The organism is Epilithonimonas zeae (genome assembly GCF_023278365.1).
GTDB classification, from domain to species: domain Bacteria; phylum Bacteroidota; class Bacteroidia; order Flavobacteriales; family Weeksellaceae; genus Epilithonimonas; species Epilithonimonas zeae_A.
The window spans coordinates 2,784,845-2,805,946 of record NZ_CP075338.1; the positions used below are offsets into that span (position 1 = coordinate 2,784,845).

A 21,102-nucleotide genomic window follows, 5' to 3' on the forward strand; every position below is an offset into this window, starting at 1 on the left:
GTTTTTTGTTTAAATTTGTTAAATCTGAAAAAATCTCTTCAGAAAACTTTTTACCACATAGACACATAGTTTTCCGAAACTTAAATATAATTCTAGAGTTCAAATACAAAATATTTTAATTCTATGTGCCTATGTGGTTTTAATAAATATCAATTTCAAAATGAACGCTCCACAAGCTAAAAAAATAGATAAACTTCTAGAAATCCATAACGATAAAAGAAATGACCCATATTTCTGGATGAATGAACGTGAAAATCCGGAAGTCATCCAATATCTGGAGGAAGAAAATGCCTACACAGATTTTGTGATGAAGGATACAGAAGACCTTCAGAACGATTTGTATGAGGAAATGAAATCCCGATACAAAAAAGACGACGAGTCTTTGCCTTATTTCTTCAACAGTTATTGGTACATCGTACGTTATGAAGCTGGAAAAGAGTATCCGATTTTCTCCAGAAAATTTCAATCTTTGGATAATGAAGAAGAGATTTTACTGAATGTCAATATTCTGGCAGAAGGCGAAGCTTTCTTCGAAACCGGAAGTATGTCTATTAGCGTGAACAACGATATTATGGCCTACTCTACCGATAATGTTGGGAGAAGAATTTACAAGATTTATTTTAAGAATCTTAAAACCGGAGAACTTTATCCTGATGTTATCGAAAATGCAACCGGAAAAGCAGTTTGGGCCAATGATAACGAACACGTTTTCTACATCAGAAAGGATGAAAGTCTCAGAGCATTTCAAATCTACCGTCACAAATTAGGAACAGATTCTTCTGAAGACGTTTTGATTTTCCACGAGGAAGATGAGACTTTTGATGTTAGCGTCTTTAAAACCAAATCTTTAGAATACATTTTCATCGCTGCTTCATCTACTAATGAAGATGAAATGAGATTTATTCCGGCTAATAATGTTTTTGCAGACTGGACAATTGTTCAACCAAGAACAGAGGATTTGGAATATTCGGTGGAGCATTACGAGGATGATTTTTATATCATTACGAACACAGATGATTCTACCAACTTCAAAATCGTAAAAACTAAAGTTGATAAGCCGTCAATGGAAAATTGGCAGGATTTCATTCCACACAGGGAAAATGTTTTGTTGGAAGGTTTTGAGATTTTCAAAAATTATTTTGTAATCGAAGAACGTGAAAAAGGTCTTTTACAAATTAACATCATTGATAATCAAAATAATAACTCCTATTACCTGCCATTCTCAGATCCGACTTATACCGCTTACATCGGAATCAATCTGGAGTTTGATACGGATATTTTGCGTTTCGGTTATACATCATTGACCAAACCAGCCTCTACTTTCGAATATAATATGAAAGACAAAACCACCGTACTTCTTAAAGAACAGGAAGTTTTGGGCGGTAAATTCTTCGCAGAGAATTATATCTCAGAAAGAATCTGGGCAACTGCAAGAGATGGAAAAGAAGTCGCCATTTCTTTGGTTTATCACAAAGACACACCAAAGTCAGCAAATACACCTCTTCTACTCTATGGATACGGAAGTTATGGACACACCGTTGATGCAAGTTTTTCCAGCGTGAGATTATCTCTTTTGGACAGAGGATTTATTTATGCAATCGCACACATCAGAGGTGGCGAATATCTTGGTCGTGAATGGTATGAAGACGGAAAAATGCTTCAGAAGAAAAACACATTTTTTGATTTTATCGATGCAGCAAAATACTTAATATCAGAAAATTATACATCTCCAAAACATCTTTACGCAATGGGCGGAAGTGCAGGCGGACTTTTGATGGGAGCAGTAATCAATTATAATCCGGAATTATTCAATGGGATTGTGGCTCAGGTTCCTTTTGTGGATGTTGTAACAACTATGCTGGATGAAACAATTCCTTTGACGACGGGAGAATACGACGAATGGGGAAATCCGAATGACAAGGAATATTATGATTATATGAAGTCCTATTCGCCTTACGACAACATCGAAGCCAAAGATTACCCAAATATTTTAATTACAACCGGATTCCACGATTCGCAGGTTCAATATTGGGAGCCTGCAAAATGGACGGCGAAGTTGAGAGATTTGAAAACAGACAACAACATTCTGATTTTCAAAACCGATATGAGTTCCGGACACGGTGGTGCCAGCGGAAGATTCGAAAGTCTGAAGGAGATTGCTTTGGAATATGCATTTTTGTTAAAAATCGACCAATAACTTCTCTTTCACCTCATCTTTATATTTTCTCCCAACAGGAATTGTCAAATTATTGATTTCAATCTTGCTGGGAGAAACCGAGGTCATATGATCTTTATTAATCAAAAATGAGCGATGAATTCTTACAAATTTGGATTCGGGTAATAGTTCCTGAACCGATGTCAATGTTTTGAGAACCGTGATTTCAGTATCGTTCAGTTTTATCTTGCAGTAATTTCTGAGACTTTCCACAAAAACAATATCATTGATTTTGATTTTCCTTACACTTTTATCGACTTTCAGATTGATGTAAGAATCATCGTTATTATCCTGAATTATAGTGTCCTCTTTTAACAATTTATTTTCTTCATTCAACTTCGAATAGTTTTTTTCAAGATTTTCAATCGTTGTCAGATAAGTATAAGCGATCGGAATCATCGCTGCGATATTGATATCCAAAGCCGTATTCATAATTTCTGACAGGACAAAAAAGCCGTTATTCTTAAACTCCGGAAGAAAATTAGGTTGAATAAAATAAAGAAACAAAGGACGTTGGATAAAAACACTTATCAGTCCGACCAATATCACATAAGAGATAAAGAAACTGAAATATTTTTTCCGATTGAAAAACTTTGGCAATAGGTAAAAAAGCGTGACATAAACCAATAGCATCCGCGAAGGAAGACAGCAAATCTGAATCATAATATTCCGCAAATAATTGTCATCAGAAATACCCCAAACCAATCCAAAAAACAGCACAAACGCTATCCAGTAGAAAGCGTGCTTCATCCAAAATTTGGATTTGAAATGTTCAAGAATGGATTGATTCATATTTTTAAGGTTGCTCAAATTTAATTATTTATCTGAAATCATTTCCAGTGATTTGCTTTTTGTACAGAATAACCTGTCGTTTGTCCAAAAGGCTTGTAACAAAAGGAAAGTAGAAATAGTTTTGTTCAAAATTCAAACTAAAAAATGAAACTTTCAATTTCTTTTTCACTTCTGTTTTTAGCATTTTTCTTTCCGATTTTAGGATTCGGTCAGGAAAACAAAGCCACTCTTGAAGCTGTAGAATATCTTAAGCAAAATCCAAAAAGTCCGAAAGATTATCTCGTTTCAAAATTCAAGAATTATCCTATTGTACTTTTGGGTGAAGACCACGCTGTGAAAGAAAATCTAGATTTTGTCAAAAGCCTTATTCCGGAACTATATCAGGCCGGTGTTTACAATCTCTGTATGGAATTCGGTGCTTTCGAAAAGCAGAAAGAGCTGGATGAATTGCTGAATTCTGAAAAATTCGATGAGAGAAAAGCAAAAGATATGTTCTTTTATTACAATGTCGGCTGGGCTTACAAAGAATATTTTGACATCTATAAAGCGGTTTGGGAATTCAATAAAACCTTAAAATCTGATGCTAAAAAATTCCGAATCGTCAATCTGAGTTATCAATACCGTTGGGAAAACTTCAAAGGTGGTGCAAGAACGCCCGAGAATATGAAAGCCGTTTTCAATCTGGGAACGCCAGACCAATTCCGAACGGAAATCATCAAAAAGGAAATCATTGATAAAAATGAAAAAGCCTTGATTTATATGGGACACGTTCACGTTTTCACCAAGTACAAAATGCCAATCCTGAAAGTGAACAACGATGATTTTTGTGATTATGATGAAGGAATGGTCGGAAATCGTCTTTACAGATTGATGCCTGATAAGGTTTTCAACATTATGTTTCACACACCTATGTTTTCCAAAACTCAGTACAATCCGGCTTATGTTTCGCCTGCGAATGGAGAATTGGAAAATGCACTTCAAAAACTCAATTATCCACAGATTGGCTTTGATTTGATTAATACGCCTGTTGGAAAATTAAAGGATAATAGCTTTTTCAGTTTTTGTCATCCTGATTTTAAAATGGAAGATTTTTTTGACGGTTATATTTTCCTCAAACCTTTCAAAGATTTGACTGGTTGCACGTATGATGATGATTTTTTCTCTGGAAAGGATTGGAATTATATTGAGAATAATTTTCCGGATCCGGACTGGAGAAAACCTAAAAATCTGGAAGATTACAAAACAGAAATTAAGAAGTATATCAATATCAAAGACCGTTACAGAGATGTGATTCAGACTTCGGTTCCTGATGTGAGTTCCGGTAAAATCATCAGAATTAATCAATTCCCTTCGAAATATGTGTCGTCCAGAAATGTTGATATCTGGTTGCCGGAAAACTTCAATCCCAATAAAAAATATGCGGTTCTCTATATGCACGACGGTCAGATGCTTTTTGACCCAAAAATCAACTGGAACAATTCCGAATGGAAAGTGGATGAAAATTATACAGAACTCAGCAAAAAAATTAAACTGAAAGATTGCATCATTGTCGGACTTTGGAATACTGGCGCAACCCGGCATTCGGAGTATTTTCCACAAAAAGCTTTTGAAAGTTTATCTAAAGAGCTACAAAATCAAACACTTGAAAAATACTTTCTAGGAAAAGTGCAGTCGGATAACTATTTGAAATTCATAGTAGAAGAGGTAAAACCATTTATCGATAAAAATTATCCAACGCTCAAAGACAGGGAAAATACTTTCATCGCCGGTTCCAGTATGGGCGGATTGATATCGATGTATGCGATTTGTGAGTATCCCGAAGTTTTTGGCGGCGCAGCTTGCCTTTCCACCCATTGGGTTGGAATCACAGACCTTTCTGATGACGAAATCCCTTCTGCGTTTGAAAATTATCTCAAACAGAAACTCCCGAATCCGAAAACGCATAAAATCCATTTCGATTTTGGAACGGAAGGATTGGACAGTCGCTATGAGAAACATCAGAACAAAGTCGATTTGATAATGACGGAAAAAGGATTCAACAAAAATAACTGGACAACCAGAAAATTTGAATCGGCTGATCACAGCGAAAATTCCTGGAGCAAACGGCTATCAATTCCATTAGAATTTCTTCTGAAAAAATAACTAATCTAAATCTATTAATCAATGAAAAAATCACTTGCAATACTCCTACTTTTCATCAGTTTCAATCTCATTCTTTCTCAAAAAATCGAAAGAATAGAACCGGCCAATTGGTGGGTTGGGATGAAAAATAATTCGGTCACTTTATTAATTTATGGTAAAGACATTTCAGATTTACAGCCTGCAATTTCTTATCCCGGCGTTACCATTACCGAAAACAAAACAGTGGAGAATAAAAACTATCTGTTTCTGACCTTGCAAATCAATCCGAATGCAAAAGCCGGAAATGTAAAAATTAAATTCCAAAAAGATAAAAAAATTGTTCTGACCCAAGATTTTCCAATTCTTGCTCGGGAAACTAACAGCGCTAATAGAGAAAGTTACGGGTCAAAAGATGCGATTCTTCTGATTTTTCCGGACAGATTTTCAAATGGTGATGAAAAGAACGACATCATCAAAACAACCTTGGAACAAAAACTTGACAGAAATAATGAAGACTCCAGACACGGCGGTGATATCCAGGGAATTATTAATCATTTGGATTACATCAAGTCTTTGGGTTACACTCAGATTTGGAACACGCCTTTGATTGAAAATGATGAGCCGACCTATTCTTATCACGGTTATGCAGCGACAGATTTTTACAAGATTGACCCGAGATTTGGAACTAATGAAGATTTGAAAAAACTATCCACAGAAGCCGGGAAAAGAAACATTGGTTTGATTTGGGATGTTGTGCTTAATCATTGTGGATCAGAGTATTATTTCGTCAAAGACTTGCCTGAGCAAAGCTGGATTAATTATCCTTATTCTGAAAACAGAGTCAGAACTAATCACCTTAAAACCACCATCACAGACCTCTACGCCACTGAAATTGATAAAGAAGAATATCTCAACGGCTGGTTCGATGGTCATATGGCAGACCTCAACCAGAAAAATCCTTTGCTGGCAAGATATCTGACCCAGAATATCATCTGGTGGATTGAGTATGCTGGGCTTTCCGGATTGCGTGTTGACACCTATTCTTATTCTGACAAAAAATTCCTAGCTGATTGGACCAAAACCATTCTCGAAGAATATCCGAAAATGAACATCGTTGCCGAAGAAATGACAAGAAATATTGCCCAGACTTCCTATTGGCAAATCGACAAAGAAAACAGCGATGGTTACAAAAGTTATATGACGATGATGATGGATTTTTCTATAAATGACAATATTGTTACTGCACTCAATGAGAAAAGCGGTTGGTTTTCAAGTTGGCGAAAGGTCTATGAAAGTGTTGCAAACGATTTTCTTTTTCCACATCCTGAGAATCAGTTGATTTTTCCGGACAATCACGATTTGGATAGGTTTTATTCTCGTCTCAACAAAAACTTTGAGAACTGGAAACTCGGGATTGCGATGTATATGACAATGCGTGGAACGCCTCAATTTTTCTATGGAACCGAAGTTCTGATGACCAATGACAAAGCCGGAAGCGATGGGCAAAGAAGAAGTGATTTCTACGGCGGTTGGAAAGGCGATTCCAAAAATGCTGTGACCGAAATAGGATTAACTAATGAAGAAAAAGAAGCGAAGAAATATTTTTCTACTTTACTTAACTGGAGAAAAACGAGTGATGCGATTGCCAATGGAAAATTTAAACATTATGCGCCAACCAATAATGATGTTTATGTTTACTTCCGATACACCGACAATCAAAAAGTGATGATTTTACTCAATAAAAACAATAATAAAGTAACGCTTGACCTTAGTCGATATAAGGAGATGATTCCTAATCACTTCAACGCTAAAAATATTATTTCTGACAAAGATTTTAGTTTTCAGAACACAATAGATATTCCGGCAAGAACAGCAATGATTTTGGAAATCCGGAATTAAAAATCATTTTTTGTAAATTCGCATCAAGATTACTAAAGCTCTGGTTTAAAATTTTAGCCAGAGTTTTGGTTTTTAATGCCAAAGTTGAGAAGAAAACTCTGGACAAAATTTAAGTAAATAAAAAATGAACGAATCCGAAATCTGGAAAAAAATAGAACACTTTTTTGAAGTTAACTTTCAAACTGAAAAAAACCCGCCAATAGAAACATTTCTATTCATTATCGGTGTTCAGGAATTGGGAAGTGGACAACAGAAATTCACCAAAGATGATAAGGTCAATTTGGTTCACATCGCAGTTTGCAGATTGTTGGAGCCTTTTGGTTATTACAAATTCACGCATTATGAAGATGGCTGGCCACAATTTGAAAAGTTGGATGACCTTCCGGAATTGAAACCCAATGAACAATCGCTATTAATGAAAAAAGCGATTATTCAATATTTTATTGATGAAGAAATTGCTTTGGATTAAGATTTACTTCTCACAGATTTAGCAGATGATAAAGACTTCTTTGAAGTTATTATCTGCTAAATTCGCTTAATCTGAGAGAAAATTATTTAGAATACTTTTCTTCCAAAATATCTTCCAACTGATTCAGTCCCATTTTAAAGCCTTCTTCAAAACCCATTTCCAGAATTTGATTCAGTTCTTCCTTTGAATTGAAATGCAGATTGAACGTCATTCTTGTGCCTTCATCTATCCCTGTAAAGCCAATTAACCAAGCCGTTTGTGGTAAATCTGTTTTGACTTTCCCTTTTTCATCTGCGAAAGCATCTGTCCAAGCAATACTTCTGTGAGGCATTATTTCGCCATAACTGGCTAACGCAAATTCTTTTTTTCCATCCGTACCTTTCATTGCATACAACCAAATACCATTTTCACGAAAATCCATTTTTTCGGTTTCGCATTGCCAAGGTTTTGGTGCCCACCACTGGTCAATCAATTCCGACTTTGTGAAATAATCCCAAAGTGTGGAAACATCAGCCTTATAAACCTTCATCACATAGACTCCGGTGTCTGAATCCTTATTAAAAACAATTTCTGAATTCATAATATTTTCTTTCATATAAAATTAATATTAAAAAATCACACCAAAGTTTTCATATGGCAACATTTTTGATTATTCACAATAAAATGTTAAATATTGTCGTTTTAAGAAAAATTTAATAATTGTAAGCCGTTTTTTTTATTGAGATATTCTTAAAAAGAGTAATTTTAACTTTTCAAACTTAAAAATTGATATGAACAACAAGTTTATTCCTATTATATCTGTATTTATGACGATTTCTTTGGTAGTTTTCGTTTCATTGCAGTTGTATTGGATTAAAGAACTATATACTTCGCTGGAGCAGGATTTTTCTAATAAAGTTTATTCGGCTTTAGAAACATCGACTCAGAAAGTGAATCAAATTGAGGTTAATAAATATTGGAATGAAACTTATGGCGGTGTTGGAAAAGAAGTTTTAGCGTCAGCTAATCAACCCGTAAAAACTTACATTCAGCAAAGTTCTGATTCTGCTAATCGTTCTAATATCCTTTTCCAAACAAGTATTGTTGAGAAAAAAAACATACCGGTTTCTGCCAAAGGAGACACTTTATATACAACGAAACTTTACAAAGACGAAGGCCAATTAAAACTGAAAAGAAATTCACCTGAACCTTTGACAACGAATATCAGCCGAGACCTTGATAACAATTCTTATCAGATGAAAGAATTTGCCAGATTAAGCGCGACAAATCTTCCCATCGAAAAAAGAGTGGACAGCAAGACCATTGATTCTGTTATTGCTAAGGAATTGAGATTGAAAGGAATTGACACCAAATTCGGCTTTGGTGTTATCAACAAAACCAATCAATTAACAACTGTTGCAAACAATATCTATCTTGACCAAAAAGACAAAACGAATTATACTTACCCACTTTTTACAGACAGCAAAGACAGAACGCTTTATACGCTGGCTTTGGTTTTTCCAAGAAAAGATTATTCTCTGGTGAAGCACAATTTACCAATGCTGTTAGGGACTTTCATATCATTATTGACGATTTTGGGGATTTATATTATCTCAATCAATTATATGATGAGACAGAAAAAAATTGCGGAAATCAAGACCGACTTTATCAATAATATGTCTCACGAGTTCAAGACGCCTTTAGCAACAATTTCTGTTGCAACAGATTCTTTGGCTAATGATAAAATTGCTACCGACCCGGATAAAGTCAAATACTATTCGGGGTTGATAAAACAGGAGAATCTGAGGATGAAAAAACAGGTAGAAACTGTTCTGAATATGTCCAAATTGGAACGAAATGAAATGCCTCTTCATCTCAAAGAAACCAATGTACGAGAATTGATTAAAAGTATCGCAGAATCTTTCCGATTAATCGTCAATGAAAGAAATGGAAGTTTGACAACGGAATTTACGGCAACTAAATATAATTTTTTGATTGATGAATTTCATATTTCGAATGCATTGGTCAACTTATTGGATAACGCCAACAAATATTCTCCCGACACGCCCGATATAAAGTTAAAAACAAGAAATGAAGGAAACTGGTACGTGATAGAAATTTCCGACAAAGGAATGGGAATGGAATCGACCAATAAAAATAAAATCTTTGAAAAATTTTTCCGCGAAGAAACCGGAAATATCCATAATGTAAAAGGACAAGGTCTTGGATTGTCTTATGTGAAAAAAATTATCGAAAATCACAAAGGGCAAATCCACGTAGATTCTCACAAAGGAAAAGGAAGCACATTTACAATAAAACTTCCGATAGTATAAGCATAAGCGATATTTGATAAGTGATGATTGATTAATTAGTATGGATAATAATTACAATCAGATTTTTTGCAAAAAGGATAAAAGATTTGTCAGTAGATATTATCAATCAATTGTCAGAATTAGCTTACTCAGAAAAAGTTTCTGTTTTAAGAAAACAAATTTTCAGAAGTTCATCTTCCTCAGCTGCAAATTATAGAGCAATGTGTAGAGTTAGGTCGACAAAGGAAAGATATTCTAAAATTTGTATCGTTGTTGAAGAAGCTGATGAAACTCTATTTTGGATAGATTTTATGCAAGATTTGAAAATGTTTTCAGAAACTACTTTGAATAAATGGTTTAATGAAGCAGAAGAAATTGTAAAAGCAACATCTAGCTACAAAAGATATTTAAAAGAAAAACTAACAGAAAATCAATAAATTAGAATGCAATCATTGAGATTTATCTGAATTTATATAAAATCAATTATCATTAATATAACATCAATCATAAATTATGAGCAACAGAATATTATTAGTAGAAGACGACCAGAGTTTTGGCGCAGTTCTTAAGGATTATTTAACCATCAACAACTTCGAGGTAACATTGGCAACTGACGGAGAAATGGGACTGAAAGAGTTTACAGAAAAAGAATTCGACATCTGCATTTTCGATGTGATGATGCCGAAAAAAGACGGATTTTCTTTGGCAGAAGATGTGAAGAAAATTGATAAAAACACACCAATTATTTTCTTGACCGCAAGAAATATGCGTGAAGATATCTTGAAAGGTTACCAAATCGGCGCAGACGATTACATCACAAAACCATTTGATACGGAGTTACTTCTTTATAAAATCAAAGCCATTCTACAAAGAAGTGCCGTTTTGGAAAATGAGGATCAAGAGCAATTCAAAATCAGTAATATTTTCTTCGATTCTATGTTGAGACAACTGAGAGTTGGTGAAAATGAATACAAGCTTTCTCCAAAAGAAAACGAACTTTTGAAATTGCTTTGTATTCACAGAAACGACTTTATGCCTAGAGATTTGGCATTGAGAAAAATCTGGAAAAAAGAAAATTATTTCACAGCAAGAAGTATGGATGTTTACATTGCAAAATTGAGAAAACTTCTGAAAGATGATGAAGGTTTGGAAATCATCAACGTTCATGGAGAAGGTTTCAGACTATTAGTGAAAAACCCATAAAAATAAAAACCCTTCAGAAAACTCTGAAGGGTTTTTATTTTTTACAAACTCACAGATTGATCTGATTAGTAATAATAATCAGCTAATTCTGCACAATCAGCGATAATTCTTAATTCGTTGCCATATTTTCTTTTGGAGAATCAAGGATTGAATCAGTTTTCTCCACATTTTTTAACCATTGAGAACTTGCCAGATAATTTTGGTCTGGAAAATAAATGAATAGACAAGTTCTGTTTTTTATCGTATTGATAATTGGTTTTGCCAAATTGGTTGGAACTGCTGGGCAACCCCAACTTCTCCCCAACCTTTTTTCAGATTTGATAAAATCCTCGCTTACATACTTGGCGCCGTGCATCACAATGCATCTTTCCAGAGCTGCATCGTTATAACCTCTATCCATCCCGAATAATCGCAAAGAATAGCCGTTATCACCGTTGTAGGTCTGTTCTGTCACATAGAAACCCATACTCGACTGATGCGAATCTTCTGTGTTGGAAAAGCTCGTTGCGAACTCTTCTCCCGTTCCTTTTCCGTGTGCTACCAAAGTGTTGAACAATACTTTTTTCTCACCCAAATCTATAACCCAAAGCCGTTTTCTGTTGGAAGACAAACTAAAATCACAAACCGAAAGCAACTTAGCTGTCGGTTCCAATTTTCCGGAGTTCTTTAAATTTTGGAATCCCAAAAACGCTTTTTCGAAGACTTCAAAATTCAATGTTTCATCCGTAAACTGAAGTTCTTTGTAGATTTCTTCTGCTGGATTTTGTGGTGAGAAATTCTTTTTTGGACTTAGCTTAATTTCTTTGACACTTATCTTGGGCTGTGAAAAATCCTCAGAACTCGCAGGATAAAAAGAAGTAGTTACCAAATAAACTAAGCATAACAATAATGGGAATTTCTTCATTAATTATAAATATTAAGTATTTTATTTTAGTGGGGCAAAATTATATATAAATCATTTCCAAACTCTTATAATCAATTTTTTTTAACTAATATTTAGGAGACTTTAACGCAAAACAATCCTTTTTGAACGATTTTTATTAAGACTTTATTATGATTATATTTTACTAAATAATCTTCGAAAACCTCAGACCAATAAAAATGGATTTATATAAAGAGACGAAGTCTTGAAATATTGGTATAGAAGTATAACAAGGAAATGGAGGAGCGAAGCTCCGAAATGTTGGTTACAATTTATTTCAATAATAATTTAAAATCATAAATTGCAGTAAACTTTTGAGGTATGTCAACACTTAGAATCGCAGGATTAAACCTAGATATTGCTTGGAAAAATAAAGAAGAAAATTTCAAACAAATTGAAAACGAATTTGCTTCAGTAGAGGCGGATTTATTTCTATTACCAGAGATGTTTTCTACCGGATTTTGTATGGAAGCCGATGAAGTGGCGGACAGAAATGAAGAATCTTTAACTTGGATGAAGTCCTTTGCTAAGGACAAAAATTCGGCAGTTGCAGGAAGTGTCTCCGTGGCAGAACATGGGAAATTCTATAACCGTTTTTATTTTGTCTTTCCTAATGGGAACTTCGAATATTACGACAAAAGACATTTGTTTTCTTATTCAGGAGAAGATAAAATCTATACAGCAGGAACAGAGCGAAAAATTATTGATTACAAAGGATTTAAAATTCTTTTGCAGGTTTGTTTTGATTTGCGTTTTCCTGTTTTTTCAAGAAATCAAAATGATTATGATGCGATTTTATACGTCGCAAATTGGCCAAAATCCAGAGTTGAAGCTTGGAAATCTTTGCTAAAAGCACGTTCAATTGAAAATCAGGCTTATCTGTTTGGATTAAATCGAATTGGAACCGACGGTTATAATCTTAAATATGAGGAAAGTTCGTTAGTTTATTTTCCGGATGGAAGAGAAATATCTGAAAGAAAAAAGAACCTCATCACAATTGAATGGAATTTGGATGAATTGAAAGATTTTAGAAGCAAATTCCCTTTTTTGAATGAGAGAGATGAGTTTGAAATTATTCCTTAGTTTTGCAGAAAAGCTTTAACAATGAAGAACATATTTACATTATTCTTTATAAGTCTTATTCTGTTTTCTTGCTCGAGAGATAATGAAGATGAAATTATCGAAAATAATGAGCCACTAATTACAAAAATGAATCTCATTTTATATCCAAACTCATTTCCGTATGGTAATTCAGAATTAAGTTTTAATTTTCAATATGATAATGATAAACGTCTGATTAAAAAAACTGGTGGTTTTCTTTCTGTTTCCGGATCTACTGGATTTAGTGGCTATTTTACAGATAAAATATTTACTACACTTATCTATAATAGTAATAATGTAACTATAGAGAATTTTTCTTCTTCTCCAGATTTTACTGTTCCGAAAAACTCTAAGTACTTTATATTAAATAATAACCAACAGATAAAACAAAAAGACGTTCCGAGTACTTTTTATAGTAATTATCGGGATGAAAAGCAATTTTTCACATACAATACTAGCGGGCAACTTACCGAAATAAAAACAACTTTACCAAATATGCCTTATTATCCACCAGATGATTACATAGAAACTTATTTAGAAAAATTCTATTATGACTCAAAAGGTAATTTGACAAAATCAGAATACTTTGAACAGAGGGACGGCGTAAATAAAGGAATAAAAATCATAAGAACATTTGGAGACTATGATAATTCTTTAAATCCGTTTAAGAGATTTTATTTATTAGACGAATATTTTTATCGAGCAATATCTAAAAATAATTATAGAAAATATACTGAGATTAAATATAACGAAATAGGAAATATCACATCTAGTATTGAACAGACTTGGACCTTTAATTATGATTCTAGCGGAAATATAATCATTAATTAGAATACCGCTCCAGCAACCCAACTAAAGAATTAACATCGTGAACACCACTTTCTTTCCAAAGCAATTCGCCATTCTTGAAAATCGCTAAAGTCGGAACACCGCGAACGCCATTATCAGCAGCAATTGAAGGGAATTGGGCAACATCAATTTTAACGATTCTCGCTTTTTCTCCCACTTGCTCTTTTACAGAATTCAAAACGGAAGACTGAACTTTGCAAGGCTGACACCAGGTTGCAAAAAAATCAACGAGAACAGGACGTTCGGATTGGATTAATTCTTTAAATTTTTGTGACATAGTGGTAGAAATTAGAGATTAGAATTTAGATGTTAGATTCTACAGAGTTTTACTTTGGCAAACAAAATTGCTCAATGGAAATTTCTCATTTTTCTTGATTGCATTGAAACCACCATCAATCTCAGTGAAATTCCTATAACCTCTTGCCTGCAAAATACTTGCCGCAATCATACTTCTGTAACCACCCGCACAATGGATATAAAAATGCTCAGAATTATCTAAAGAATTAACCCAATCATTGATGTAAGCTAAAGGTTTGCTATAAGCCTCATTGATATGTTCTGCTTCGTACTCTGTCTCTTTTCTGACATCAATAACTTTCACATTGTCAGAAAATTCGTCCGCAAATTCTTCCACAGAAATTCTCTTGACTTCATCTGTTTCTTTCCCGGAATTTTTCCAAGCCTCGAAACTTCCATCCAAATAGCCTAAAACATTATCAAACCCTACTCTGCTCAATCTGGTAATTGCTTCTTCTTCGGTTCCTTTATCAGAAACCAAAAGAATTGGTTGCTGAACATCTACAATCATCGCTCCAACCCAAGGCGCAAAATCACCTTTGATACCGATGTTGATAGAATTGGGAACAAAACCTTTATGAAAAACAGATGCACTTCTTGTGTCCAAAATCAAAGCTCCGGTTTCTTCTGCTGCAGTTTCAAAATCTTCTACAGACAAAGGATTATTTCCTTTCTTCAGAACTTGGTCAAAACTTTCGTAACCGCCTTTGTTCATAGCGACATTCATCCCAAAATATTTTGGAGGTGCGGTTAATCCGTCAAGAACTTCATTAATAAAAGATTCTTTATCCGGTTGATTAAGTGCATAATTGGTTCTTTTCTGATTTCCTAAAGTATCCACTGTTTCTTTCTGCATATTTTTTCCACAAGCAGAACCAGCACCGTGAGCCGGATAAACCGTGATAGAATCATCTAAAGGTAAAATCTTGGTTTGAAGACTTTCATAAAGCATTCCAGCCAAATCTTTTTCTGTGATTTCGCCAGCTTTTTGAGCCAAATCCGGTCTTCCAACATCACCCAAAAACAAAGTGTCACCAGAGAAAATAGCCGTTTCTTTTCCGTTTTCATCAATCAGAAGAAAAGTCGAACTTTCCAAAGTATGTCCAGGCGTATGAAGAACTTTAATCTTGATTTTTCCTATCTCGAAAACCTGATTATCTTCTGCAATAACCGCTTCAAATTCTGGTTTCGCCGTTGGTCCAAAAACAATAGGAGCATCGGTTTTTTGTGATAAATCCAAATGTCCCGAAACAAAATCGGCGTGAAAATGCGTTTCAAAAATATACTTCAGTTTTACTTTATCTTTTTCTAGTCGCTCCAGATAGGGTTTCACTTCTCTTAGCGGGTCAATAATTGCGGCTTCATTTTCAGAAGTGATGTAGTAAGCGCCTTGAGCAAGACAACCAGTATATATTTGTTCGATTTTCATTGTGAATCAATAGATTATATTCAAAAACTTAGAATTTAAATTATTTGAACTTTTTATAGATACAAATATGAGGTTATTTGGATTAACTATAAATAATTTTTAACTGATATTATTTATGATTCCGATTTAAAATTAAACAAATGCTTGATTTTATAAATCGGTTTCAAAACCTTATCGAACCAAAGCCCAAATTCCAACACCAATTCCTGCATAAGCTGCAACTGTGATGACATCCGCTACCGGCTGAGAAAAACGTCTTTCAGCAATGGTAGATTGGTTGATTTGGTTTTTATGGAATTTAAGAATCTTTTTCGGTTTATGGATAACGTGTGCCACCAATGTGTCACTTTCCCATTTGTCAACCTGTATTTTGTAGCTTCTGTCTGCAACATCAATTTTAAAAAACTTTCCTGCCTCCAACTTTTCTGTGATGCTGGTCGGTTTTGGCTTTTTATCTTTATTGATTTTAGCATTTCGAGGACCTTTAGAATTGACTTTTGGATTTACCTGACCTTCCTCAGCCATTGCGCTCATGGCAAGCTGTTGCACATTAGATTTTTCCTTTGGCTCAGGTTTTCTTTTCGGTTCACTTTTGTCCTGCGTTGTTTCATCTGTCTCTGCGCCAACTTTATAAGTGTAACAATTGGTCAGAGAGAATGATATAAGAAAGAGGTAGAGATATTTTTTCATTAGCTAAATTTAAGAATTAAACGGATTATTCCTAATTTTCTTTTGATGAATCTTATTTTTATTAATTTTTGAAAAGAACATTTTTATTATTTTTATTGAATCAAACCAATTAATATGATTCTGAATCCTGTTGACGTTGTAGAACACATTGATAAAGAAGACTTCCAAAAGAAATATTTCAAACCGCACAAACCGTTACTAATCAGAGGTTTTGCAAAACAATGGGGCGCTTACGAAAAATGGAATCTGGATTATATCCGAGAAAAAGCCGGAGACCAAATTGTTCCCATCTATGACAACAAACCCGCTGATGCGAACAAGAGTTCTGACACGCCGGCTACCAATATGAAGATGAAGGATTATATTGATATTATCAAGAATAAACCTTCTGACCTCAGAATCTTTTTTTACATTATTACCGACAGATTGCCGGAATTGCTGAAAGATTTTACCTATCCTGATTTGGGAATGAAATTTTTCAAACGTCTTCCCACTCTGTTTTTTGGAGGAAGTGAAGCGCACGTTTTGATGCATTATGATGTGGATTTGGGAGACTTTTTCCATGTTCATTTTGGTGGTAAAAAAAGAATTTTACTATTTGACCAGAAGCAGAACGAAATGCTCTATAAAGTTCCACTTTCTGTCCACACGATAGAAGAAATTGATTATGATAACCCTAATTACGAAAAATATCCTGCCCTGAAATATGCGACAGGAACCGAAATACTGATGGAACACGGCGACGCTTTGTTCATCCCTGGCGCTTTCTGGCACTACAACCGTTATCTGGAGCCTGGTTTTTCTTTATCTATCAGAGCATTGCCCAATCGACCTTCAAAATTTTTGAGTATGCTTTATCACGTTTTCATTATGCGATATACGGATAAGCTGATGCGAAAAATCTTCAAGGCAAAATGGGTGAAATATAAAGAGGAATGGGCTTACCGGAAAAGCTCCAAAGCTCTGGAAAAGTTGAAGAAAAAATAATTTTCAGCGAAACATCCTTCTTTTTTCTGGCTATTAATTTCGTATTTTAGCGCTTCTAAAATTCAGACAATTGGCAAAGAAAGAAACTCCGTTAATGACACAATACAATACGATTAAGGCGAAATATCCTGATGCATTGCTATTGTTCCGGGTTGGGGATTTCTACGAAACTTTTGGACAAGATGCGATAAAAACGTCGCAGATTCTTGGCATTGTTTTGACCAAAAGAGCCAATGGCGAAGGTCATATCGAACTGGCCGGATTCCCGCATCATTCTGTGGATTCTTACCTGCCAAAACTGGTAAGAGCCGGAATGCGTGTCGCCATCTGCGACCAATTGGAAGATCCCAAATCTGTCAAAGGAATTGTGAAACGTGGTGTTACGGAATTGGTTACACCGGGCGTTACTTTCAACGACCAAGTCCTATCTTCTAAGAAAAATAATTTTCTGCTTTCCCTTCACAAGGAAAAAGAAAAATACGGAATGGCGCTTGTAGATGTTTCAACAGGTGAATTTCTTGTAAGCGAGGGAAATTTGGAGAAATTACTTCACATTGTTCATACCTTCGACCCGAGCGAGATCATTTATCAGAGAACTTCGGAAATACCGAGCCAATTGAAAAATAAAAATGTTTTCAAGCTGGAAGACTGGGCGTTCAGATATCCTTATGCTTACGAAAAACTGACTTCACATTTCAAAACACAATCTCTGAAAGGTTTTGGAATCGAGGATTCTAAGTTGGGAATCACGGCTGCCGGAGCAATTTTCGCTTATTTGGTAGAAGATACACATCACGCATTGTTGCAGCATATTACAAGAATCCAAGTGATTCCGCAAGATGATTATCTGATGATGGATAATTTCACGCTGAGAAACCTCGAAATTGTTTATTCGGCTAATCATAATGGGAAATCGCTTCTTGATATCATCGACAAAACTTGTACTCCGATGGGTGGAAGATTGTTGAGACGCAGATTGATTTTACCTTTAAAAAACATTAGTGACATCAACCGAAGATTAAGCCTGATTGAATTCCTAAACAAAGAAGATTCTTTGAAATACGATATCAAAGATTTGCTGAAAGGCATTTCTGATTTGGACAGGTTAATTGGAAAATTAGCGGCTGAAAAGATTTCACCGAAAGAATTAGGCTATCTCCGTCAAAGCATCATTAATATTAATGAAATCAGAAAAAAACTTCTGAATTTCCCAGACGTTTTGGCTTGGATTGACCCTTTCATTAATCTTGAAGAATTAATTACTTTGATTAATGAGCATCTGAATGACGAACTTCCCGTGAACATCAACAAAGGAAATGTCATCCGAGAAGGAATCTCGGAAGAACTCGATTATCTAAGAAATCTTCAAAGTAAAGGTCGTGGCTTCCTGGACGAAATGTGTCAGCGTGAAATTGAAAGAACAGGAATCACAAGCTTGAAAATCGATTTCAACGGTGTTTTTGGCTATTATATAGAGGTTAGAAATACGCACAAGGACAAAGTTCCGGAAGACTGGATCAGAAAGCAAACTTTAGTAAACGCTGAACGTTATATTACCGAAGAACTTAAGGAATATGAAAGTCAGATTCTTGGTGCTGAAGAAAAAATTGGAAAGTTAGAATTGGAACTTTACAGAAATGTCTGTGAAAATGTTCTGATTTATATTGACCAATTACAGGAAAATTCAAAGTTAGTCGGCGAACTGGATTGTGCAGTTGGTTTGTCTGAATTATCGGTTGAAGATAATTACACCAAGCCGATTCTGAACGATTCTTTCTCGATTGATATCCAGGAAGGGCGACATCCAATCATCGAAAAGTCTTTACCACTTGGTGAATCTTATATTCCAAATGATGTTTTTCTTGATAGAGATTCTCAGCAGATCATTATGGTAACCGGACCGAATATGGCGGGTAAATCTGCAATTCTGAGACAAACAGCAATTATTTCTCTATTGGCTCAAATTGGAAGCTTTGTGCCTGCAAAACACGCAGAGATTGGAACTCTGGACAAGATTTTTACAAGAGTTGGCGCAACGGATAACTTATCTGCTGGCGAATCGACTTTTATGGTGGAGATGAATGAAGCCGCAAATATCCTTAATAATATCTCGGACAGAAGTTTGATTTTGCTGGACGAAATCGGGCGTGGAACGTCTACTTATGACGGTGTTTCCATTGCTTGGGCGATTGCAGAATATCTTCATCAGCATCCTACGCAACCGAAAACATTGTTTGCAACACATTATCACGAACTTAACGAAATGTCTGTGAACTTCGAGAGAATCAAGAATTTCCACGTTTCAATCCAAGAAGCGAAAGGCAGTATTATTTTCCTCAGAAAACTGATTTCTGGTGGAAGTGAACACAGTTTTGGTATCCACGTGGCGAAGTTGGCTGGAATGCCTTTTAAGGTTGTAAATCGTGCAAATGAGATTCTTAAAACTTTGGAATCCAGCAGAGCAACGCAAGATTCCGGAGAGAAAATAAAACGTGTAACGGAAGAAAATCTTCAGCTTTCATTTTTCCAATTGGACGATCCAGTTCTTGAAAATATTCGTGAAGAATTAACGAAAATCGACATCAATACTTTGACACCAATTGAAGCTTTAATGAAGTTGAATGCGATTAAAAAGATGATTGGAAAGTAATTCTATTTTCCAGACTCTTTTGTAGAAACCGTATCTGCAACATTCTTATTGGGTGATAAAGCAGCCGAATCTACACCTTTGTTTCTCATATGTTCTGCGCTGTGATCTGCTTTTCTTTTATCTCTTTTGTCTTTATCCGGCACACAACTGAAAATTAGTGATGACAATACACCGATGAATAATAGCTTTTTCATAACAATAAGATTTGGTTAAGATTCTATTTTCAAAAATCAAACCGAAAATTATTATTAAATATTGATGGCCGCCGGAAATCTAAATCTTGACCTTACTGTGGTTCCATCTTTTTTTGCCGGGGACCATTTTGTTTTTATTTTTTTCATGGCTTTTACCGCCTGTTCGTTAAAGCTTTGATTTTCTCCGCTGGCTTTCAATTCAGAAATAGTTCCATCTTTTTCTACAACAAAAGTCATAACAGTACGAAAAGTTCCTTTTCCCAGCACTTTTTTTATGTCAACATTTTTCGCAAACTCATTTCTAAAAGAAGAAATTCCGGCTTCAAAAGTTGCCGCTTTATCGACAGTTTCAAAGACTTCGTTTTCAGTTTTTTCTTGAGAAAATGCTGTAATGCTGAATAATAAAACAAATAGTAATAAGATTTTTTTCATAGTTATTTTTTCCAAAGATATTCAATAACTGAAATTATCAAAAGTATTTTTTAAATTTGAATATGAAGACTTTAGTAAAATTTCTCTTGTTGATTTTTCCTTTCTTGATAAATGCTCAGATTCAAACTGATGTTTCTTTGATTAAGTATGAAGATTTAGAAAAGCGTATTCAACAAGAAAAAGATAAGTTTGTTGTGGTTAATTTTTGGGCAACTACTTGCGCACCTTGTGTCAAAGAATTGCCACATTTCATTGAAGTGAATAAAAAATATTCTCAAAATCCGAATTTCAAAATGCTGTTAGTTTCTTTGGATATGGCGAGAGATAAACAGAAAGTCATCAATTTTATCAAGACCAAAAACCTGACTGCAGAAGTTGTGATTTTGGATGATAACAAAAGGATGAATACTTGGATTCCGAAATTCCAGAAAGATTGGGAAGGCGAGATTCCGGTAACGTTTTTCTATAAAAATGGAGAAAAAGTATTCTTCAATAATGGCGAAATGTCCTTGGAAGAGCTAGAATCAGCAATTAATAAAAATTACAATCCATAAAAATATT

The 21,102-nt window shown here is 34.8% G+C and carries 20 protein-coding genes; 12 read left to right on the forward strand and 8 right to left on the reverse strand.

Annotation, left to right across the window (positions count from 1 at the left end; translation table 11 throughout):
* Positions 1–160: 160 nt before the first annotated feature.
* Positions 161–2,197: a S9 family peptidase gene (locus KI430_RS12515; RefSeq protein ID WP_248875274.1), complete on the forward strand. Its 2,037-nt coding sequence runs from the start codon at positions 161–163 to the stop codon at positions 2,195–2,197.
* On the opposite strand, the gene KI430_RS12520 is transcribed toward KI430_RS12515, so the two are convergent.
* Entirely contained in the window at positions 2,180–3,007 is an 828-nt protein-coding gene (locus KI430_RS12520) for a LytR/AlgR family response regulator transcription factor (protein ID WP_248875276.1), read from the reverse strand. The two genes, KI430_RS12515 and KI430_RS12520, sit on opposite strands and share 18 nt — an antisense overlap.
* A 144-nt stretch (positions 3,008–3,151) precedes the next feature.
* On the opposite strand from KI430_RS12520, the gene KI430_RS12525 reads away from it, so the two are divergent.
* The 3 genes from KI430_RS12525 (at position 3,152) to KI430_RS12535 (ending at position 7,496) form a co-directional block, all read left to right on the forward strand.
* Entirely contained in the window at positions 3,152–5,149 is a 1,998-nt protein-coding gene (locus KI430_RS12525) for an alpha/beta hydrolase (RefSeq protein ID WP_248875278.1), read from the forward strand.
* A gap of 21 nt (positions 5,150–5,170) precedes the next feature.
* Positions 5,171–7,027 (forward strand): glycoside hydrolase family 13 protein, encoded by a 1,857-nt coding sequence (locus tag KI430_RS12530; protein ID WP_248875280.1) that lies wholly within the window; start codon positions 5,171–5,173, stop codon positions 7,025–7,027.
* Positions 7,028–7,151: 124 nt separating this feature from the next.
* Complete coding sequence (locus KI430_RS12535; RefSeq protein WP_248875282.1) at positions 7,152–7,496, forward strand: hypothetical protein; 345 nt, start codon at positions 7,152–7,154, stop codon at positions 7,494–7,496.
* Positions 7,497–7,578: 82 nt separating this feature from the next.
* Here the strand turns inward: KI430_RS12535 and KI430_RS12540 are convergent, their stop codons facing one another.
* Positions 7,579–8,076: an SRPBCC domain-containing protein gene (locus KI430_RS12540; RefSeq protein ID WP_248875284.1), complete on the reverse strand. Its 498-nt coding sequence runs from the start codon at positions 8,074–8,076 to the stop codon at positions 7,579–7,581.
* Between the two features lie 190 nt (positions 8,077–8,266).
* Between KI430_RS12540 and KI430_RS12545 the strand changes: the two genes are divergently transcribed.
* The 3 genes from KI430_RS12545 (at position 8,267) to KI430_RS12555 (ending at position 10,990) form a co-directional block, all read left to right on the forward strand.
* Entirely contained in the window at positions 8,267–9,808 is a 1,542-nt protein-coding gene (locus KI430_RS12545) for a sensor histidine kinase (RefSeq protein ID WP_248875286.1), read from the forward strand.
* Between the two features lie 86 nt (positions 9,809–9,894).
* Positions 9,895–10,224, forward strand: coding sequence for a four helix bundle protein (locus KI430_RS12550; RefSeq protein WP_248875288.1), 330 nt, complete (start codon positions 9,895–9,897; stop codon positions 10,222–10,224).
* Positions 10,225–10,300: 76 nt separating this feature from the next.
* A complete protein-coding gene (locus KI430_RS12555) occupies positions 10,301–10,990 on the forward strand; it encodes a response regulator transcription factor (protein WP_074236017.1) in 690 nt (229 codons plus the stop codon).
* Positions 10,991–11,099: 109 nt separating this feature from the next.
* On the opposite strand, the gene KI430_RS12560 is transcribed toward KI430_RS12555, so the two are convergent.
* Entirely contained in the window at positions 11,100–11,894 is a 795-nt protein-coding gene (locus KI430_RS12560; RefSeq protein WP_248875291.1) for a murein L,D-transpeptidase catalytic domain family protein, read from the reverse strand.
* A gap of 339 nt (positions 11,895–12,233) precedes the next feature.
* On the opposite strand from KI430_RS12560, the gene KI430_RS12565 reads away from it, so the two are divergent.
* Together KI430_RS12565 and KI430_RS12570 are read left to right on the forward strand one after the other, a co-directional pair.
* Positions 12,234–12,995 (forward strand): amidohydrolase, encoded by a 762-nt coding sequence (locus tag KI430_RS12565; RefSeq protein ID WP_248875293.1) that lies wholly within the window; start codon positions 12,234–12,236, stop codon positions 12,993–12,995.
* A 21-nt stretch (positions 12,996–13,016) separates the two neighbouring features.
* Positions 13,017–13,844 carry a hypothetical protein gene (locus KI430_RS12570; protein WP_248875295.1) on the forward strand — a complete coding sequence of 276 codons (828 nt, stop codon included), beginning with the start codon at positions 13,017–13,019 and terminating at the stop codon, positions 13,842–13,844.
* Here KI430_RS12570 and KI430_RS12575 read toward each other — a convergent pair.
* The 3 genes from KI430_RS12575 to KI430_RS12585 form a co-directional block, all read right to left on the reverse strand.
* On the reverse strand, positions 13,837–14,139 hold the full coding sequence (locus KI430_RS12575) for a thioredoxin family protein (RefSeq protein ID WP_248875297.1): 303 nt from the start codon (positions 14,137–14,139) through the stop codon (positions 13,837–13,839). The two genes, KI430_RS12570 and KI430_RS12575, sit on opposite strands and share 8 nt — an antisense overlap.
* Positions 14,140–14,178: 39 nt before the next feature.
* Positions 14,179–15,588: an MBL fold metallo-hydrolase gene (locus KI430_RS12580; protein WP_248875299.1), complete on the reverse strand. Its 1,410-nt coding sequence runs from the start codon at positions 15,586–15,588 to the stop codon at positions 14,179–14,181.
* A 171-nt stretch (positions 15,589–15,759) separates the two neighbouring features.
* Entirely contained in the window at positions 15,760–16,278 is a 519-nt protein-coding gene (locus KI430_RS12585; protein WP_248875301.1) for a hypothetical protein, read from the reverse strand.
* Between the two features lie 114 nt (positions 16,279–16,392).
* Between KI430_RS12585 and KI430_RS12590 the strand changes: the two genes are divergently transcribed.
* Entirely contained in the window at positions 16,393–17,265 is an 873-nt protein-coding gene (locus KI430_RS12590; protein ID WP_248875303.1) for a cupin-like domain-containing protein, read from the forward strand.
* 94 nt (positions 17,266–17,359) lie between these two features.
* Positions 17,360–19,915, forward strand: coding sequence for a DNA mismatch repair protein MutS (mutS, locus tag KI430_RS12595; RefSeq protein ID WP_248878310.1), 2,556 nt, complete (start codon positions 17,360–17,362; stop codon positions 19,913–19,915).
* Positions 19,916–19,917: 2 nt separating this feature from the next.
* Here mutS and KI430_RS12600 read toward each other — a convergent pair whose 3' ends face one another.
* Positions 19,918–20,109, reverse strand: a complete 192-nt coding sequence (locus KI430_RS12600) for a hypothetical protein (RefSeq protein WP_248875305.1) — start codon at positions 20,107–20,109, stop codon at positions 19,918–19,920.
* Positions 20,110–20,163: 54 nt separating this feature from the next.
* A complete protein-coding gene (locus KI430_RS12605; RefSeq protein ID WP_248875307.1) occupies positions 20,164–20,541 on the reverse strand; it encodes an energy transducer TonB in 378 nt (125 codons plus the stop codon).
* Between the two features lie 62 nt (positions 20,542–20,603).
* Here KI430_RS12605 and KI430_RS12610 point away from each other — a divergent pair, with 62 nt between their 5' ends.
* Positions 20,604–21,095: a TlpA family protein disulfide reductase gene (locus KI430_RS12610; RefSeq protein ID WP_248875309.1), complete on the forward strand. Its 492-nt coding sequence runs from the start codon at positions 20,604–20,606 to the stop codon at positions 21,093–21,095.
* Positions 21,096–21,102: the final 7 nt, after the last annotated feature.